Below are 18727 nucleotides of genomic sequence, written 5' to 3'. Positions count from 1 at the left end.
GCGGGCGTGGGGGACTAGTGGCCGTCGGTGAGGACGGGTCCGGCGGGTGCCCAGTAGCCGGTCAGCCCGCCCGCGGTGATGTGGACCATGGGCCGGCCGTTGACGATGGCCCGCCGGTCGAAGGGCGCGCTCGAGCTCTTCGCGAACTTCACCGTCTTCGTTGTGCCGGTCGCCCCGTCGCTGCCGAACCTGATGCAGGTGATCGAGACGTTCGGCGGAAACGTGGCCGTGCGCTGCGGGCGGAAGGTGGTGGAAAGGTGCACACCGCGCAGGAAGACCTTCGGATAGTACTCGCCGACCCACCAACCCGCGTACGCACCCGCGCTGATGCGGTAGTAGATGCCGCGCCCCTCGATGCGTCGCCGGATGTCGACGGGAGCCTGCGTTGCCCGGGAGAACGTCACCTTCTTGGTCCCCAGTTGGGCGTCGTGCATCGATGGGGACCAGCCGTACAGGGGCGCGCCCGCGGTCTTGAGCTTGTAGAGCGTGTGCGTGCCGGCGGCGAACGCGGCGACGGAACCCTTGGGCAGGGTGAGCGCGTTGGGGTAGTCGTTGATCAGGGTGTCCTGCTGATGGGCGAGGACGGGGCTGCCGGTCTGCCAGTGGAGCTGGCGGAACAGGTTGATGTGGTGCTGGTGGTATCCCTTGGTCGGCACCCGGTGCGTGTGGCAGTAGTACGACAGCCACTTCGCCTGGCGCAGGCGTCCGAAGTGGTCGCGCATCGTGGTGACCGCGCCGTCGTACAGCTTGAGGGCCAGTTCGTTGCCGGTGGCGACGTAGTAGTCCCAGAGGCCGAAGGTGGCGAAAATCATGCCGTTGAAGGTGTAGTCACCGGTGCCTGCGGTGGCGCCCGGGTACTCCTGGATCCAGAGGTAGCCGTTCTTGTCCTTGTTCACGACCCAGGGCTTGGCGTTGTCGCCGCGCAGCAGTGAGGCGAACGTGCCGTCGGCGGCGGCCTTGTACAGCGTCCGCTGCTCCTCGGTGATCCCGTCCAGCTGGGACAACTGGACGAAGAGGCTGATCGCCTCGCCCTGTGCCATGCCGGAGTACCAGGGGGCTTTGTAGGAGACTCCGCTGTGCTCGGGGTGGTACCAGTCGAACGGGTACGGGAAGTACCAGGCGCCGCGCGCCTCCACCCGCTTGTCGATGAGCCGCTTGGCCTGCGACCGGGCCCGCTTCAAGAACAGCGCCTTGCGTTCCGGGTCGGTGGTGTTGCGGTAGCTGGTGATGCAGCCGAGCGCGAACTGGATCTGCGTGACGGGCTGGTCGTAGCCCGGCGTGTCCCAGTCGGGCCGGTACTGGATGACGCCCTCGGCGTCGAGGTAGACGTTCTCGGTGTTGGGCGAGACGTTGGACCAGGTCGTCGGCCGGTCGCGCCAGGGGCGCATGTACTCGGGCAGTTCCGTGTCGATCCGGTAGCCCGAGGTCTTGAACTCGAACGGCAGGGTCGTGGGGATCGAGTCCTCGACGGTCTGCGGGTCTACGGTCCCTCCGGTGAAGGGGATCCGAGTACCGGGGCTCGGCGCGCTCAGAACGCCCTCGCCGAGTTGGTCGGGCAGGGGCGGAACCGGGTCGGCGCCGCCCGCCTCGGGAAGACTCAGAACGAGGGAACGCGGAATGCCGTCGAGCAGGTCCGGCGAAGAGCCGTCCAGTACTCCGGTGGCCAGGGCCGTGAAGGTTCCTCCGCCTACAACGGCAGCACCGGCGACGGTGCCTCCGGCCACACGGATGAACCGCCTGCGTCCTAGCTCGACACGTCTCTTACCAGCCATGACTTGCCTACCCCCCACGGGTGTTGACGGGCCGTACAGAGCCGCGACGCAGCGATGTGCCGACGGCGGGAGCTGTAGCCCTAATCCAAAGAGAAGTTCAACTGAACGATGAGACAACGGGATCGGGGCAGGCAGGTGTGAAGTGGGGCAATTGGCGAGTCTTGGCGCACTTCTGTGATGAAACCGTGATCATTCGGAAGCGATCATGTCGGATATGCACGTCTGGTGAAAGGTGAGGGGCCGGTCAAGGATGTGGTGATCTACCGACCGTGCGGGGATGGTGACTTTTAGTGTCTGGCCCGAGGGGGAGGCGACGGTGCAGGGCTGCTGCCGTCGCTGCTCTGACGCTATCTGTGTCAGGGCTGGGCGGAATCGTTTCTGTGCCTTCCGCGCACGCAGCGGGTTGCCTTGGTGGAGTCGAGTCGGACTTCAACGGCGACGGCATTCGCGACACTGCGATCGCGGATCCGATGGCAACGGTGTCAGGCCGGGGCGAGGCCGGAGCGATCCAGATAGTGCTCGGTGGGGGCAACGGCGTCACCACTCTGTCGCAGGACTCGCCGAATGTCTCCGATGCCGCCGAGGCGGGCGATCAGTTCGGTTTCTCGCTCGCTGTGTATGACGCGAACCTGGATGGATGCAGCGACATTGCCGTAGGTATGCCCCATGAGGACATCCTCGGAGTGAAGGACGCGGGCTTGGTGCACCTCGTCTACGGATCGACAGCCGGTATCGGTCAGGGAACGCCGAGCCTCGGCTTCCGGCAGGGGATCGACGGCAACATGGCCAATACTCCTGAGAAGGAGGACTGGGTCGGCTACTCAGTGGCGGGCGGCGTTTCGGCGACCGGCGTGCCGTTTCTCGTCATTGGGGCTCCCGGTGAGGACAGTTCGGGTTTCACCGACATGGGCTTCGCCGCGTACGCGTACGGCGTGACTCCGTCCGTAACCACGTTTCACCAGGACAGCCCTGGCGTCTGGAACGACGCCGCGTCCGGAAACCGCTTCGGCTCGGCAGTTGCTGCGACGAGCCGACACATCGTGGTCGGCACGCCAGGAGCGCCGATCGGGTCCATCGACCAGGCGGGTGCCGCCCTCGCGTTCAAGCCCTCATTGAACCCGGACAACATCCCCCAGCCGCTGTTCGGCATAGGGCAGAACGCCACCGGGGCCGGTGACGAAAGGGCCGAGACGGGAGACAGTTTCGGCACCTCCGTGGCCATGGCTCCCTACCGGCCTTCGGTGTCCACGACAACCACCGACTCGCTGGTGGCCGTGGGCGTCCCGAACGAGGACGTGGGAGCCAAATCCGACGCTGGAGGGGTACAACTGCTCCAGATCTCCGAGTCGGGGTCTGTCGCTGAGTCCCAATGGATCACCCAGGACACGGCCGATGTCGAGGACACAGCAGAGACGGACGACTACTTCGGCCAGCGTGTAGCAGCTGTCAACACGAATCACGGTGTGTTCAGCACATCGACAACCATGCGGCTCGCTGTAGGCGTGCCGGGGGAGGAGACGTCTGCCGATGCCCAGGACTCGGGTGGCGTGCAGATCCTCCCCATGCTGGACTCCGCCGGAGCATCGGACAGTTGGCTGCGACCGGGTAGCGGCATTCCTTCGGCGCCGGCGTATCGGCAGTACGTCGGCATGAGCGTCGCCGCCACTGGCTCGGTGCTGTACGTCGGAATGCCGTACGGACCAGCGCTGGGCCGAGCTGTCTACGCCTATTCGTGGACTGTTGCATCCGGGGGCGCTCCCAGCCAGAGCTGGAAGCCCGGTGGGGGCGGGATCCCGGCGGAGACGGCCGCCTTCGGCGCTGTGGTCGGTTGAGTGATCGTCCGAGGTGGCCAACAAGAATGAGACGAATGGTGGGGAGTTCAAGGGTGTTCGCTCTCAAGCGGCGCCGAGCCCTGGCGCGCGGGGCGGTTGTCGCCGTCGCGGTCGGGGCGGTGTTCACGGCGGGACTGCTGGGGGTGCCCGCCGACGGACCGACGTCCGTCGAGCAGGCGGCCGCCGCGTCGCAGGGTGAGGCGGCGACCGACGGCAAGGCGCTTTCCGAGGAAGCCGCCCAGGCGGAGGCCGCGGCGGCAGGCAAGCAGGTCGAGGCCCTCAACCTGCGTACGGAGCGCAGCGAGACCCTGGCCAACCCCGACGGGACCTTCACGCTCCGGGAGTACGTCCAGCCCGTGCGCGTGTTCAAGAGCGGCAAGTGGGCATCGCTCGACCCCACGCTCGTCCAGTCGCCCGACGGCTCCTGGACTCCCAAGGCGTCGACCGCCGACATGGCGATATCCGACGGAGGCACTGGTCCGTTCGCGACGCTGGACCGGGCCGGCAAGCAGATGTCCCTCAGCTGGCCGGGCCCAGACGTGCTGCCCAAGCCGAAGGTCGAGGGAAGCACGGCCACTTACGCCGATGTGCTTCCCGGCGTCGACCTGACCGTCACCGCGGACGCCGACGGCTTCTCCCACCTCCTTGTCGTCAAGACAGCGGAGGCGGCGGAGAACCCGCGGCTGGCCGAGATCAGCCTGCCCGTCACGACTCGGGGGGTGGAGGTCCGTACCCAGTCGGGTGGCGGGCTCGTCGCCGTCGACGAGGGGTCGGACGGGCCGGTGTTCGAGGCGGCGGAGCCCCAGATGTGGGACTCGGCGCAGGGTGCCGCGGACGCGGCTGCCACACCTTCGGCGTCCGGCGCGCAGCGCAGCCCGAGCCCGGCTTCGGGCCCGGCGAAGGCGGCGGGTTCCGGCAGGCCGGACCCGGCGCGCGGCCGGGGAGAGGACCTCAGGGAGGGGCCCGGAGAGGGCTCCCGCGTCGCTCCCGTGAAGCTGGGTTTCCGCGGTGGCGCGATGGTGCTCACCCCGGACGAGAACCTGCTGAAGTCGGCGACGTACCCGGTCTACATCGACCCGGTGACCAAGACCTAGACGCGTTCCGGCTGGACGATGATCTCGTCGCACTTCCCTGCTGCGGAGTTCTGGAAGTTCTCGGACCACGAGGGCGTCGGCCGTTGCCCGGCGGACATCTCCGCGCTGTGCGCGAGCGGTGACGACAGGAAGCGCCAGTTCTACTCGGTCCCGACGGGGACGCTCGCCGGCAAGGACATCATCGACGCCGACTTCGCGATCACCCTCGCGAACGCCTACAACGGCACCGCGCGATCCGTCGTCCTGTCCCGGGTCAACAGCACCGGCGCGGCGGCCATCAGCTCGGCGACGAACTGGGGCAACCAGCCCTCGGTCAAGAAGACGATCACCAGCGCGTCCACGACAGCCAGGGCCGGTTCCTGCACGTCGACCAACCAGAACCTCCGCTTCAACGTGACCTCCGCGGTGCAGCAGGCCGCGGACAGCAGTTGGGCGACCACCACGTTCCGGCTGGCGTCCTCCGACGAGTCGAGCTACGCCTACTGGAACCGCTTCTGCGGCAACGGCCAGCTGGAAGTGAAGTACAACCGGCTTCCTCCGCAGCCCTCCAAGGCCGAGATGACCATCTCGCCGGGCGGCAAGTGCGTGACCGGGTCGAGCCGGCCGTACGTGGACACCCCTCCGACGATGTCGGCGGTCGTCCGCGACTACGACCACAACGATAACGCCGGGCTGACCGAGTCCCTGACCGCCCAGTTCGTCCTGTCGCGGCTCGACTCAGCGACCGGGAAATGGACCCAGGTGACCGACGGGCCCTTCAGTACGGCTCCGAAGACCACCTACTCGGATCCCGCCAACAGCCAGACCGGAATGGCGAAGTTCTCCGCGAAGGCAGGGCTGGCGGGCACCTACAGCGCGCCTCGGACCTTCACCCTGCAGGAGAACGTCGTCTACGCCTGGCAGGTGCGGGGCAGCGACGGCCAGGGCTGGGGTCCTTGGAGCAGCGCGCCCCCGCAGGCCTGCGAGTTCGTCTACGACAGGACGAAGCCCGCCGCGCCCACGGTGGCCTCGACGGACTACCCGGACGACGATGCTCCGCATCCCGGCGTGGGTGACTACGGCACGTTCACCTTCAACTCGGTGTCGACCGATGTCGTCTCCTACCGCTACGAGTTCCAGGACGGCACGAACGGAACCGTACCCGCGCAGTCGGGCACGGGCAGGCCGGGGACACTGCGTTGGGCGCCCACCAGCTCGGGCACCCAGACACTGACGGTCACGGCGGTCGACGCGGCAGGCAAGTCCGCCGAGAGCCCGGGTGGGTACAGCTTCGTCGTCACCAACGGCCGTGCGCCCGCCGGCGCCTGGAAACTGGACGATCCCGCGACCGCGACGGCCGCGGCGGGCCGTACGGGCGATCCGTCGGCCGCGAAGGGCGACGGGGTTGCCTTCGGAGCGACGAACCTCGGCGACATGAAGGACAAGGTCGTCAGTTCCTTCGACGGATCTCAAGGCGCCCACCTGTCCACGTCGTCCTCGGTGGTGAACACGGCCAAGTCCTTCTCGGTCTCGGCCTGGGCCTACCTGCCCGAACTTCCCGCGCGAGACATGACGTTGGTGAGCCAGGACGGCACCGCGGAACCAGGTTTCGCGCTGGGGTACGACGCGACGACCCAGAAGTGGGAGTTCCGCTTCCCGGGCTCAGGCATGGACTCCCTCGGTGAGTGGCGCGTTCTCGACAATACGAAGGCCGTTGCCAATCTCTGGGTCCACCTGGCCGCCGTCTACGACGCAGACAAGCGCACCATGACCCTGTACAAGGGCGGACAGCTCGCCGCTCCGCCGGCGCTGCGCCGTACGTCGTGGAATGCCACCGGAGGACTGCAGATGGGCCGGTCCCTCGCGCTGGCGGGCTACACGGACCACCTCAAGGGATCCCTGTCCGCGGTGCAGGTCTACGACCGACTGCTGTCCCAGTCCGAACTGGCCACTGTGAGCGAGTCCGATCCCGACCAGGTCGGGTATTGGCCGCTCGACGAGGCGACGAGCGGCGTCTCGCCGGAGGCGGCCGGCGGGGAAGGCCTGACGCTGTCCACCGGCGCTTCCATCTATCAGGTGGACGACGTCGTCTGTGACGAACTCGACCCCACCTGCACCAACGTCCCCGCTGTGCCGCTGTGGGGCGACGGACATCTCCAACTGGACGGCACGAGCGGCTTCGCCGAGCGAGGCCCAGGGCTGTTCGCCGCTCAGGGCAGCTTCGCCGTCGCGGCGCGGGCCAGGCTGGCCTCCGCCGACCCGGGCAAGGACCAGACGGTCTTCTCCCTCGCCGGAGTCAACGGCCAGGCGGCTGTGGTCCGGTACTCACAGACCACGAAGCGATGGCAGTTGACCGTGACGGACCGGGATGCCGACGACGCGACCGCGGTCACCCCGGCGGGCCCGGACTCGATGCCGTCACCGAACACGGAGAACTCGGGCGACCACCTGACGTTGGCCTACGACGCCGTCTTCGGCGAGGTGAAGCTGTACGTCAACGGCCAGCTCAGTGGTGTTCAGACCCTGTGGCCGAACACCTGGGACCTCTCCGGCGTCAGCATCCAGGTGGGCCGGTCCCTGACCGGAACCATCGGTGGTGCGTACTTCTCCGGCGCACTCGACGAGCTCAGTGCCTACCAAGGCGTCGTCGACCAGTACCGCGCCGTTCGGATCGCCGCCGGCGTCGGTGACGCCACCTAGTCGGACAACGGCCGAGGCGGCGGACCATCTGTTCCGCCGCCTCGTCCCCCCACGCCTGGTCCACTCCGTTCTCCCATGGGAGTAGTCATGTCCACGCCTTCGTGGTTCAGCGCCGGTCCGGCGCTCTGGAACCGCACCGCACGGCGCAGAGCGGCCGCCGCCGTAGGCATCGCCGTCGCGATAGGCCTGCTGCCGCAGTACGTCCCCCAGGCCGAGGCCAAGGACCTCGGCATGCCCGAACTGCAGCAGGACCGCGGGCCGGCGCGAGGAACCGATGCGAAGGCGGCCAAGAAGCCCAGAAAGAACGCGGTCGACTCCGCCGCGGTCACCGACCCGGCCAAGGTGACCTGGCCGAAGGCGGGTCGTGCCGAGACGGCGGTCTCCACCAAACTGGCGCAGGTCGAAGGCCTGCCCCTGAAGGCGGCCTCCCCCCTCGACACCGGGCCGGACGAGCTGGCCGTCGAGGTCGTCGACCACAGGAAGGCGCTCGCCGCAGGCGTGGACGGCGTACTCCTGAAGGTGGCCCGCACCGATGGAGTGGCCAAGGCGGGACAGGCCAAGGTCCAGCTCGACTACTCGCGTTTCGCCGACGCGTACGGCGGCAGCTACGGCTCCCGGCTGCGCTTCGTGCAGTACCCGGAGTGCCTGCTCACCACCCCGCAGAAGAAGGAATGCTCCACCCCGCGGAAGCTCGACAGCACCAACTCCGTCGCCGCCCAGACCCTGACCACCACGGTGGATGCCGCCCCCGACCGGAGCGGCGTCACCACACAGAGCCTGCAGACGGCGTCGGACAGCACCGCCGTCACCCTGCTCGCCGCCACCGCCGGCAGCTCGGGCGACCAGGGCAACTACAAGGCCACCTCGCTCCAGCCCTCCTCGGAGTGGAGCGTCTCCAACTCCTCCGGCGCCTTCAACTGGTCGTACCCGATGCGGACCCCGCCGGTGCCGGGCGGCCTGGACCCCTCCGTCAGCCTCGGCTACACCTCGCAGTCCGTCGATGGCCAGACGGCCGTCACGAACTCCCAGGGCTCCTGGGTCGGCCAGGGCTTCGGCTACGAGCCCGGATACATCGAACGACGCTACAAAGGCTGCGCCCAGGACGGGCAGGACAAGGCCAATGGTGACCAGTGCTGGGCGTTCGACAACGCCACAGTCACGTTGGCCGGTGGTACGTCAGGCGAGCTGATCAAGGATGACGCCACAGGCAAGTGGCGGATCAGCAGCGACGACAACTCGAAGGTCGAGAAGCTCACCGGCACGACCAACGGTGACAACGACGGTGAACACTGGCGTCTGACGACCACCGACGGCACCGAGTACTACTTCGGCCTGGACCGCCTCCCCGGCTGGCGCGCCGACGACCCCGCGACCACCGGAACGACGGACCCGGACCCGACGACCGACTCCACGTGGACCGTCCCCGTCTACGGCGACGACACCGGCGAACCCTGCCACGCCTCGACGTTCGACGCCTCGTACTGCAACCAGGCCTGGCGCTGGAACCTGTCATACGTGAAGGACCCTCACGGCAACGTGATGTCCTACTACTACGGCAAGGAGACCAACTACTACACCCAGAACCTCAAGTACACGGAGAACGGCAAGCCGTACGTCCGCGGCGGGTACCTCAAGCGGACCGAGTACGGCCAGCGCGACGGCCAGGTGTACGAGACGCCCGCGTCGGCCCGCGTGGTCTTCACCACCGACGAGCGCTGTCTCGCCGCCGCCACCGACTGTGAGCCGGGCGACCTGACGGACGCCACGGCGACCCGTTGGCCCGACGTCCCGTGGGACCAGAACTGCGCGGTCGGCACGAAGTGCGAAGGCCAGAACTCCCCGACCTTCTGGACGCGTAAGAAGCTGTCCGCCGTCACGACCCAGATCCGCGCGGGCTCCGGCTACTCCGACGTGGACCACTGGAAGCTGACACACGTCTTCACCGACAACGGCGACGGCTCGAAGTCGCTGTGGCTGAACAACATCGACCACGAAGGCCGCGTGGGCACGGCGACGTCGATGCCGAAGATCGAGCTCTACGGCAGCCAGCTGCCCAACCGCGTCGACATCTCCGGCGACAACATCCAGGCGATGAACCGGTTCCGCCTCTCCGGCGTGCTGAACGAGTCCGGCGGTCACCTCAGCGTCAACTACGCCGCCGCCGACTGCTCGGCCTCCGCCCTGCCCAAGGAGGGCGAGTCCACCAAGCGCTGCTACCCGGTCAAATGGAACCCGCCGGGCCTGGACGAACCGATCACCGACTGGTTCCACAAGCACGTCGTCAGCTCCGTCACCCAGACCGACCTGGTCGGCGGTACCCCGGACATGACCACGTCGTACGACTACATCGGTGACGCCGGCTGGCGGAAGGCCCGCGCGGACGGCATCGCCGAGTCCAAGTACCTGACGTGGAGCGACTGGCGGGGTTACGCCAAGGTGCGCGTCACGGGATCGGAGGGAGGTGTCGCGGCGGCGAACAACCCCCGCACGGAGCATGTGTTCTTCCGCGGCCTCGACGGTGACAAGACGCCCACAGGCGGAACACGGACCGAGACGCTCAAGGACTCGGCAGGCACCACGTACACGGACGCCGACCGTCTCTCCGGCTTCGAACTGGAGACGACCACCTACAACGGCTCCTTCAGCGCGGACGCCATCGTCTCCAAGAGCATCAGCACCCCCTGGACACAGCTCACGGGCTCTCGCAAGCAGGACTGGGGAACGACGGAATCCCGCTTCCTGCGCTCGAAGGACACCAGCAGCTATACGGCGCTGGAGGGCTACACCGCCCAAAGTCCCAAGTGGCGGGTCACAAAGAGCACGAACACCTACGACCCGGTGACCGGTCGGCCGGCCAAGGTCGACGACTTCGGAGCCGACGGCGACGCCACCGACAACCAGTGCACCCTCACGTACTACGCGGACAACCCCGCCAAGCACATGCTGGCCTTCCCCTACCGGGTGCACACCACGGCGACAACCTGCTCCGACGTCGCCAACCACGGCAAGGAGACCCTCTCCGACGACGTCACCTTCTACGACGGCCAGACCTTGGGCACCGGTCCTACGAAGGGCGACAGCACCAAGGTCCAGCGCCTCGCCTCGTTGACCGTCGACAACACCCCGGTGTACGAGACGATCACCGACCTCGCCCCCTCGGACTTCGACGCCTATGGCCGACCGCGGACGGTGAAGGACGCGGCGGGTACCGCAACGACGATCACCTACGCGGAAACCGACGGTCTGGCCACCAAGAAGGTGGAGACGAACAAGCGGGGGTGGAACACCACCACGGAGTACAACCCCGCGTGGGGCACTCCGGTGGCCCAGACGGACCCCAACGGCCGGCGTACCGACCTCGCCTACGACGGGCTGGGCCGACTCACCAGCGTCTGGCTCCCCGACGTGTCGAAGGGGACCTCAAGCCCCAGCATCAAGTACGCGTACACCGTCAGGCAGAACGCTCCGTCCGTCGTGACCACGCAGAAGATCCAGGTCGGCGGCACATACGGAACCCCCGAGTACACGCTGTACGACGGCAACCTGCGTCCCTTCCAGGTGCAGACCGAAGGCCCGAACGACGGGCGCATGATCGCCGACACGTTCTACGACGGTCTCGGGCGCGTCGTGAAGAGCAACACGGACTACTACACGACGGGCGCCCCCAGCGCCACACCCTTCGCCGTCAGGAACGGCGACACCAACGCCCAGAGCCTGACGGACTACGACGGCGCCGGCCGCAGGACCGCCGACATCTTCGCGGTGGCGGGCGACGAGCGCTGGCGAACCACGTACGCCTACGGCGGAGACCGCGTCCACACCGACCCGCCGACCGGCCAGGCACCGACGACGTCGATCACAGACGGCCGTGACCGCACGGTGGAGATGCGCCAGTACAAGGGCGGCGCCCCGTTGCCCACCGGAACATCCGCGGACTACGTCTCCACCAAGTACGCGTACAACAAGGCCGGCCGGCTGGAGAGCGTGAAGGACGGGAAGGGCAACCTCTGGTCCTATGGCTACGACCTACGCGGTCGGAAGATCACCTCTCAGGACCCGGACGCCGGCTACACCAAGTACGCGTACGACATCCTGGACCGTCTCACGGCCACGACTCAACTCGCGTCGGCGACCGACACCCAGGGCAAGAAGAACTCCACCGTCTACGACGAGTTCGGCCGCGTCACCTCCACCTGGGAGGGCGAGCCGACCACGGGCAGGCAACTGACTGCCCGGACGTACGACACCGTGGCCAAGGGCGAGGCCTACGGCTCGTACACCTACGTGAACGGCTCTGTCTACGCGGCGACTTTGACGACAGAGCTGGGTACCAACTACGAGCCTCTGACCACCCGCTACTCGGTGTCCAAGACGGCCGAGCCCGAACTGGGCGGCACGTACGAGTACAAGACGACGTACGGCACTGACGGAAGCGTCCTGACGTCGTCCGTCCCCGCGGCGGGTGGACTGTCCGCGGAGACACTCTTCCCCAAGTACGACGGACTGCAGCGGCAGACCGAACTGCGCAGTGTGTACGGGACGACCGACTACACATATGTCGACAAGGCGGAGTACTCCACCACCAGCCAGCTGAGACGTCTCCTCCTGACCAGCAAGGCCGAGGGCGCCAAAACGACTGAGCTGGGCTACGAGCACGAGCGTGGCACCGGCCGGACGACGCATTCCTTCGTCAAGACGAACGACAGCACCTCGGTCGCCTACGACGCCCGCTACACATACGACCAGGCCGGCAACGTCACCTCCATCACGGACAACCCGGCCGGAGGTCAGGCGGACACGCAGTGCTTCCGGTTCGACTGGCAGCGCCGGATGACGAAGGCCTGGACGAGCAGCACGACGCCTGACGCCGCCATCGGTACGGGGGCCACCAATGCCGCCTGCGCCGCGGATCCATCGACGTCCACCGTCGGCGGCCCGGCTCCGTACTGGCGCTCGTACGACTTCGACGATGTGACAGGCAACCGCAAGACGGAGACGATCCACGGCTTCGGTTCCTCGGCAACGCCGGACGTCACACGTGACTACCTCTACGGTGACGCCGACCAGGACGGTACGACGGGCGAGACCGGTGACGGCGGCCCGCACGCCCTGACGAAGGTCGAGACGCTCACCCCGGCCCACGCGGGAAAGCCGGAGGTCAGGTCCCAGGACACGTACGCGTACGACAGCGCCGGAAACACGACCAAGCGGGTTCTGAACGGCAACACCCAGGACCTCACCTGGAACTCCCAGAACAAGCTGACCACGGTCACCGGCGCCCAGACGACGAACTACGTGTACGACGCCTCCGGCCAGCGCGTGCTGCGCAACGCCGGCGGCCAGAAGACCCTGTACCTGCCCGGCATGGAACTGAGCCTGAATCCGACGACGAAGGCGGTCACAGCCACCCGTTACTACACCTTCGGCGGTGCCACCGTCGCCATGCGCACGGCGGGCGGAGTCCAGTTCCTCGCTGCGGACCAGCACGGAACAGCCGAGGTCGCGGTTGATGCGGCCACCGGTGCGCTCACTCGCCGCCGCATGGACCCGTACGGCAGCGAGCGCGGAAACAACAGCACGACCTGGGTCAACGACAAGGGCTTCCTGGGCAAAACAGTCGACGAGTCGACAGGGCTGGTGAACGTCGGGGCCCGGGAGTACGACCGCTCCGTCGGCCGCTTCATCTCGGTCGACCCGGTCATCGACTACAACGACCCGCAGCAGATGAACGGGTACGTCTACGCCAACAGCAACCCCGTGACAAGCAGCGATGCGAGCGGCCTGTACTGCGACGGCTGCAGCGTGGACAACCCCGACTCGGTGTGGACTCCGGACAACGGTCCCGGTTGCACGACCCAGGCCTGCTACGACAAGGGCGGCAAGGTCCTCTACCCGACCAACGGTCAGACAACTGCCGAGTACAAGGCGGACGGGGAACGCAGGAAGGCGAACGCCACCAAGAAGCGTGTCATGGACGCCGGCAAGGAGCTTGCCAAGATCGCGATGGACGAGCTTGGCATCACCGACGCGCTGGACTGCTTCACCACAGGCAACCTCGGAGCGTGCGGCGCCACGATGGTCAACGTGGCGACAAGCTTCGCCGGTGGACTGGTCGGCAAGCTGGCGACGAAGTACGGGGCGCCGTGGAAGTGGAACAAGTCTGCCGCCCTCGCCAAGCGGATCTGGGGCTTGGTCAAGAAACTCATCAAGGGCGTCGGGGACTGGTTCAAGGCCGAGAAGCGGGCCAAGAAGGCCGAAGCCGCCGCAGAAGCAGCAGCCGAGTCCTGCAACAGCTTCGTCCCGAAGACAAAGGTCCTGATGGCTGACGGGAGTCAGAAGTCCATCGAGGACATCGACATCGGTGACAAGGTCCTGGCGACCGACCCGGAGACCGGCAAGACCGAAGTCCAGACGGTAACGGCGGAGATCGACGGCACGGGAACGAAGAGCCTGGTCAAGGTCACCATCGACACCGACGGCGACAAGGGCACCAAGACCGCGTCCGTGACGGCGACCGACGGCCACCCCTTCTGGGTCCCGGAATTGCGGGACTGGATCGACGCGACGGACCTGAACCGGGGGGAGTGGCTTCGCACCTCGGCCGGCACGCTCGTCCAGATCACCGCAGTCCAGCGCTGGACCCAGCAGTCGACGGTGCACAACCTCACTGTCAGTGACCTGCACACGTACTATGTGCTTGCGGGGGCCACGCCGGTACTCGTTCACAACTGCAACGATGAGATTCCCGATGTCCTTCATCACTACACGAATGAAGCTGGACATGATGGGATATTGGCGAGCCAAGAGCTTCGCCCGTCCACTCAAGTGGCGAACCCCAATGACGCCAAGTTTGGCGATGGCCAATATCTCACCGACGTTCAGCCTGGAACGAAGAGGCCTGGGCAGCTATCCGCCGCCTTCTATCGAGTTCCCTGGCTTGGGCGAAAGGTTTCTCACTATATTTCGATCGATGTGCGCGGGCTAGATGTGCGTAAGGGAAGGGAAGGGGTCTTCTATATTCTAAATAGTGAGCCTCTTGATCTCGCCGGCCGCATCGTAGGGTCTGGAAGGAATTAGTGTGAGGTACGTCAAGGTGGCATGGAGTCATGATCTCGAAGATGAGCCGGTCCTCTATCTGAGCGAGCTCGGCGAAGACGGGTACGAGAATCGGAAGATTCAATTCTTCCGCGACGGCAGGGTCGAGTGGGCAGATGAATTTCATGAGACAGCAAGTGTCGGTCTCTCTGAAGTCGCTTTCCCGCTCGATCTTCGAGAAATCTCTGACCAGCCGGAGTTCTCTGCTGCAGAGATAGCTCCGGAAGAGTTCGAGCGGGAATGGGTAAAGGCTCGTTCGGTGGAATGAATGGTCGCACTCTGACGGGTGATGCGGGGCGGTCTCGTGGCCTCGTTGCGCAAATCTCACACCACCGCTCTGGCTAGCATGAGCAAATTAGAAGCCCCGCCAGGAATGTCCTGGCGGGGCTTCGCGGGCGTCTGACGGCAGTAGTTGCCGGCAACGGCGGCGAACACTGGGGTGTTCGCCGCCGTTGCCGTGGGCGGCCCAGTGCCGCGCGGACGAGGAAGCCGTAAGGCTGAGCGGCAAGAGCGATGACGAGGGGGCCGCCGAACTCGCAGCCACAGAGAAACGCTTCGCGAAGGTTGGCGCCGAATTCGAAGCCGCCGCCGTCCACCGCGACACCCTGCGAGCGGTCATGGAGCAACACAAACGTCTGAGCGGCAACTAGACGCCCGAGGCGCGTGCTGCCAAGGTCCAACACCTGCACGACCGGCTGTCCGAGGTGATGGCGGACGGCCGGCCCCGACATCACCTGATCACGTTCAGTTGTCAGAGCCGGAGGCCGCTCCCCTGCGCAGGGAGGTCGTGAAGCCGCCCCGCAGGCGCGGAGGTGTCGGCAAGCGTGCACCCACTCCGGGGCCAACCGGCCCGACCTCTCTACCCGTTGGCATATGCCAGCACCCAGGGGGCCGATGTGTGACTCCTGTGATTCTTGTCATGTTCTGGTGACCAAGTGAACTCTTGCATGGGCACGTCACGCGCAGCGATGATCCGGTGACTTCTCTTTAGGATCTCTTTATCTGCGGGGGCAGAGCTGTGTTGACCGTGGGCAGAACATGGCGGCACAGTGCTGCCGCGATCGTGACAGGCACGCTGCTGGTCTGGGGACTCGGAGCCGGTGGCACACCGGCCGTCGCCGCCGTCGCGTGTCCGTCCGGGGTCGACTCCGACTTCAACGGGGACGGCATCCGGGACACCGCGATCGCCGACCCGGAAGCGACCGTCGACGGCGTCGCGAAGGCCGGTGAGATCCACGTCGTCTACGGCGGCGGCAAGGGGACTCTCACCTTCTCGCAGGCGCCCGACAACGTTCCCGGCGCACCCGAGGCCAACGACCAGTACGGCTACGCTCTGGCCGTCTACGACGCCGACCTCGACGGATGCAGCGACCTCGCGATCGGCACCCCGTACGAGGACATGGGCACCGTTCCCGACGCCGGGGTCGTGGCACTCCTCTACGGCTCCACGAGCGGGCTGAACGCCGGCACCAAGCCGGTGAAGGAGTTCTACCAGGGCACCGACAAGGTCCTGGGCGGCGGAACCGAGACGGACGACTGGGTCGGCTACTCGCTCGCCGCGGGCAAGACCTCCGCCGGAGCCCCGTATCTGCTGATCGGCAACCCCGGCGAGTCCATCGGCACCGTCGAGGACGCGGGCGGCTTCTACTACGTCGGCGGCACCGCGCAGACCGTCGCCTTCGTCCACCAGGACACCGAGACCGCGGGCGCCGTGCCCGGCACGGCCGAGCAGGACGACCGCTACGGCGCCACCCTCGCCGCGACCCCGACCCACTTCGCGGTCGGCACCCCGGGCGAAGCCCTCGGCACCGTCGCCTTCGCCGGCGGCGTCGGCTTCTTCAGCCACGCCCTCACCTCCAACTCCCCGAAGCCGCTCGGCGGCCTAGGCCAGGACCAGGACGTGATCGGCGGCGCCCCCGAGGTGGACGACCAGTTCGGCGCCGCGCTCGCGATGGTGCCGTACCGGGCCTCCGGCGCCACCTCCACCACCGAGTCGCTGCTCGCGGTCGGCGTGCCCGGCGAGGACCTGTCGACCACCGTCGACGCGGGCGCCGTCCAGGTGTTCAAGCTCGCCGCCAACGGCACGTTCACCGAGACCGCGTGGATCGACCAGAACTCCGCCGACGTGGACCAGGAGTCCGAGGCCGGCGACTTCTTCGGCAAGCGGCTCGCCGCCGTCAACACCTCCCCGAACACCACCGCCACGGCGACCACCACCCGCCTCGCCATCGGCGTGCCGGGCGAGGAGTCGTCCGAGGAGCACGCGGAGAAGGGCGGCGTCCAGATTGTTCCGCTGGTCGGCGCGCCCGGCGCCTCCGACCAGTGGATCGACCCCGGCTACGGCGTCCCGGGCATTCCCGCCCCGCGCCAGCTCGCCGGCCTCTCCCTGGCCGCCACCCCCTCGCTGCTGTACGTCGGCATGCCCTACGGCCCGGCCGAGGCCCGCGGCGTCCACGGCTTCCCGTGGAACGTGGCCTCCGGCGGCGCGCCGACGGTGACGATCAAGCCCGGCGAGGGCGGCCTCCCGGCGACCGGCGTGGCCTTCGGGGCGACCGTCCGCTGACGGCATTTCAGACGGACAAGAAGTGATGGGGGAGGACACCCGTGTCCAGAGACGGGCATGAGAAGGCAGGGCACTACGCCGTGACCGAGACCGCGCGCCCGCCGAGAAGGAACAACGGCTGTCGGCGGGGTGCCGTCGGCGCGGTCGTGGTGGCACTGATGGGGTTCGGACTCACGGCCGGGGTCACCCCGGCCGCGGCTGCCGGGACCTGCGCGGGCGCACAGTCCGACTTCAACGGCGACGGCATACGCGATATGGCCATCGCCGACCCCGATGCCGCCGTGTCGGGTCAGGCGCGGGCAGGCCTGGTCCACGTGGTGCTCGGCGGCGGCAAGGGTGTCGTCGAGATCTCCCAGGACACGCCCAACGTGGCTGACGGCCCCGAGGCCGGGGATCGGTTCGGTTTCTCCCTGGCGGTGTACGACGCGAACAAGGACGGCTGCTCCGACCTCGCCGTCGGTATCCCGTACGAGGACGTCGGCACCGTCAAGGACGCGGGATACGTGCAGGTGATCTACGGCTCGACCACCGCGGTCGGGTCGGAGTTCAACAGCAGGGGCTTCGTCCAGGGCGAGACCCAGCCGCTGGGCGGCGGTCCAGAGCCCGAGGACTGGCTCGGCTACGCGGTCGCGGCGGGCACCTCGCCGACCGGCTTCCCGTTCCTGGTCATGGGCGTGCCGGGCGAGGACGGCGCGGCCGGGGCGGACATCGGCCTGTTCGGTTATGTCTACGGAACCGACTACCAGGCGGCGTCCGTGGGGCAGGACACGACCGGCGTATGGGAGGAAGCCGAGCCCTACGACCGGTTCGGCGCCTCGATCACCGCCACGGACCGGCACTTCGTGGTCGGGGCCCCCGGCGAGAGCATCGGCACCGTCGCCTTCGCCGGTGGCGTAGCGGCCTTCCGGCCATCGATCAACGCCGACGGCATTCCCGAGCCGCTCTTCGGCATGGGACAGGGGCGCACTCCGGGCCCGGACGCCGCCGCCCAGACCGACGATCGCTACGGCAGCGCGCTCGCCATGGCTCCCTACCGGCCCGCGGGCGCGGCCACCATCACCGACGCGGTGCTCGCCGTGGGCGTCCCGGGCGAGGATCTCGGCACCACCGTCGACGCCGGGGCGGTGCACGTCTACCACCTCAAGGCGGACGGTACGGTCGCCCTCCTCAACTGGATCGACCAGAACGTCGACGGGGTCGAGGGCGACGCGGAGGTCGGAGACTTCTTCGGCCAGCAAGTCGCGGCGGTCAACACCACGACCAACGTGGTGAGTACGGCCGCCACGATGCGCCTCGCCGTCGGCGTACCCGGTGAGGAGTCGACGGAGGCAGCCCCGGAGGCCGGCGGCGTCCAGATCCTCCCGGCCATCGGGGCGCCCGGCGCCTCGGACGCATGGCTGGAGCCCGGGGCCGGGATCCCCTCGGGACCGGCAGCCCGCACCTACGCGGGCATCAGCGTCGGCGGCAGTCCGGCGCTGCTGTACGTGGGCGTCCCTTACGGCCCTGCCGACGGACGCGCCGTACACGGCTTCCCATGGAACGCCACCACGGGCGGTGCACCGGCACAGACCTGGAAGCCCGGAGAGGGCGGCATCCCCGCAGGCGGCGGTGCGTTCGGAGCGACCGTCCGATGACGGCCTCCCGACCGAGCGACGCGGCCGACGGCCACACCAGTGAGACAGACATGAACCG

At 67.7% G+C, this 18727-nt stretch carries 8 protein-coding genes; 7 read left to right on the top strand and 1 reads right to left on the bottom strand.

Translation table 11 applies throughout. The annotated features are described in order from the left end of the window. Positions 1-14 precede the first annotated feature (14 nt). The gene (locus tag BZL64_RS01375) at positions 15-1724 is read right to left on the bottom strand and encodes a D-glucuronyl C5-epimerase family protein (RefSeq protein WP_244205137.1); all 1710 of its coding nucleotides are present in this window, start codon (positions 1722-1724) and stop codon (positions 15-17) included. 428 nt (positions 1725-2152) lie between these two features. Here BZL64_RS01375 and BZL64_RS01370 point away from each other — a divergent pair, with 428 nt between their 5' ends. From BZL64_RS01370 to BZL64_RS01335, 7 genes are all read left to right on the top strand, one after another. Further along, positions 2153-3604, top strand: coding sequence for an esterase (locus BZL64_RS01370; RefSeq protein WP_086765178.1), 1452 nt, complete (start codon positions 2153-2155; stop codon positions 3602-3604). A gap of 53 nt (positions 3605-3657) precedes the next feature. Further along, positions 3658-4698: a hypothetical protein gene (locus BZL64_RS01365; protein ID WP_086765176.1), complete on the top strand. Its 1041-nt coding sequence runs from the start codon at positions 3658-3660 to the stop codon at positions 4696-4698. Positions 4699-4716: 18 nt separating this feature from the next. After that, a complete protein-coding gene (locus tag BZL64_RS01360; protein ID WP_086765173.1) occupies positions 4717-7377 on the top strand; it encodes a laminin G domain-containing protein in 2661 nt (886 codons plus the stop codon). An 87-nt stretch (positions 7378-7464) separates the two neighbouring features. Further along, on the top strand, positions 7465-14454 hold the full coding sequence (locus tag BZL64_RS41870) for an HYD1 signature containing ADP-ribosyltransferase family protein (RefSeq protein WP_086765169.1): 6990 nt from the start codon (positions 7465-7467) through the stop codon (positions 14452-14454). A 1-nt stretch (position 14455) separates the two neighbouring features. After that, on the top strand, positions 14456-14740 hold the full coding sequence (locus tag BZL64_RS01350; protein ID WP_086765166.1) for a DUF6881 domain-containing protein: 285 nt from the start codon (positions 14456-14458) through the stop codon (positions 14738-14740). Positions 14741-15535: 795 nt separating this feature from the next. Next, positions 15536-17035, top strand: a complete 1500-nt coding sequence (locus BZL64_RS01340; protein WP_244205136.1) for a VCBS repeat-containing protein — start codon at positions 15536-15538, stop codon at positions 17033-17035. A gap of 41 nt (positions 17036-17076) precedes the next feature. After that, positions 17077-18669, top strand: coding sequence for a VCBS repeat-containing protein (locus BZL64_RS01335; RefSeq protein ID WP_244205135.1), 1593 nt, complete (start codon positions 17077-17079; stop codon positions 18667-18669). Positions 18670-18727 lie beyond the last annotated feature (58 nt).

The sequence above is a fragment of the Streptomyces bobili genome (assembly GCF_002154575.1).
Taxonomy (GTDB): domain Bacteria; phylum Actinomycetota; class Actinomycetes; order Streptomycetales; family Streptomycetaceae; genus Streptomyces; species Streptomyces bobili.
Note: the sequence above shows the minus strand (reverse complement) of the source record. Positions and strands in the feature narration are given on the sequence as shown.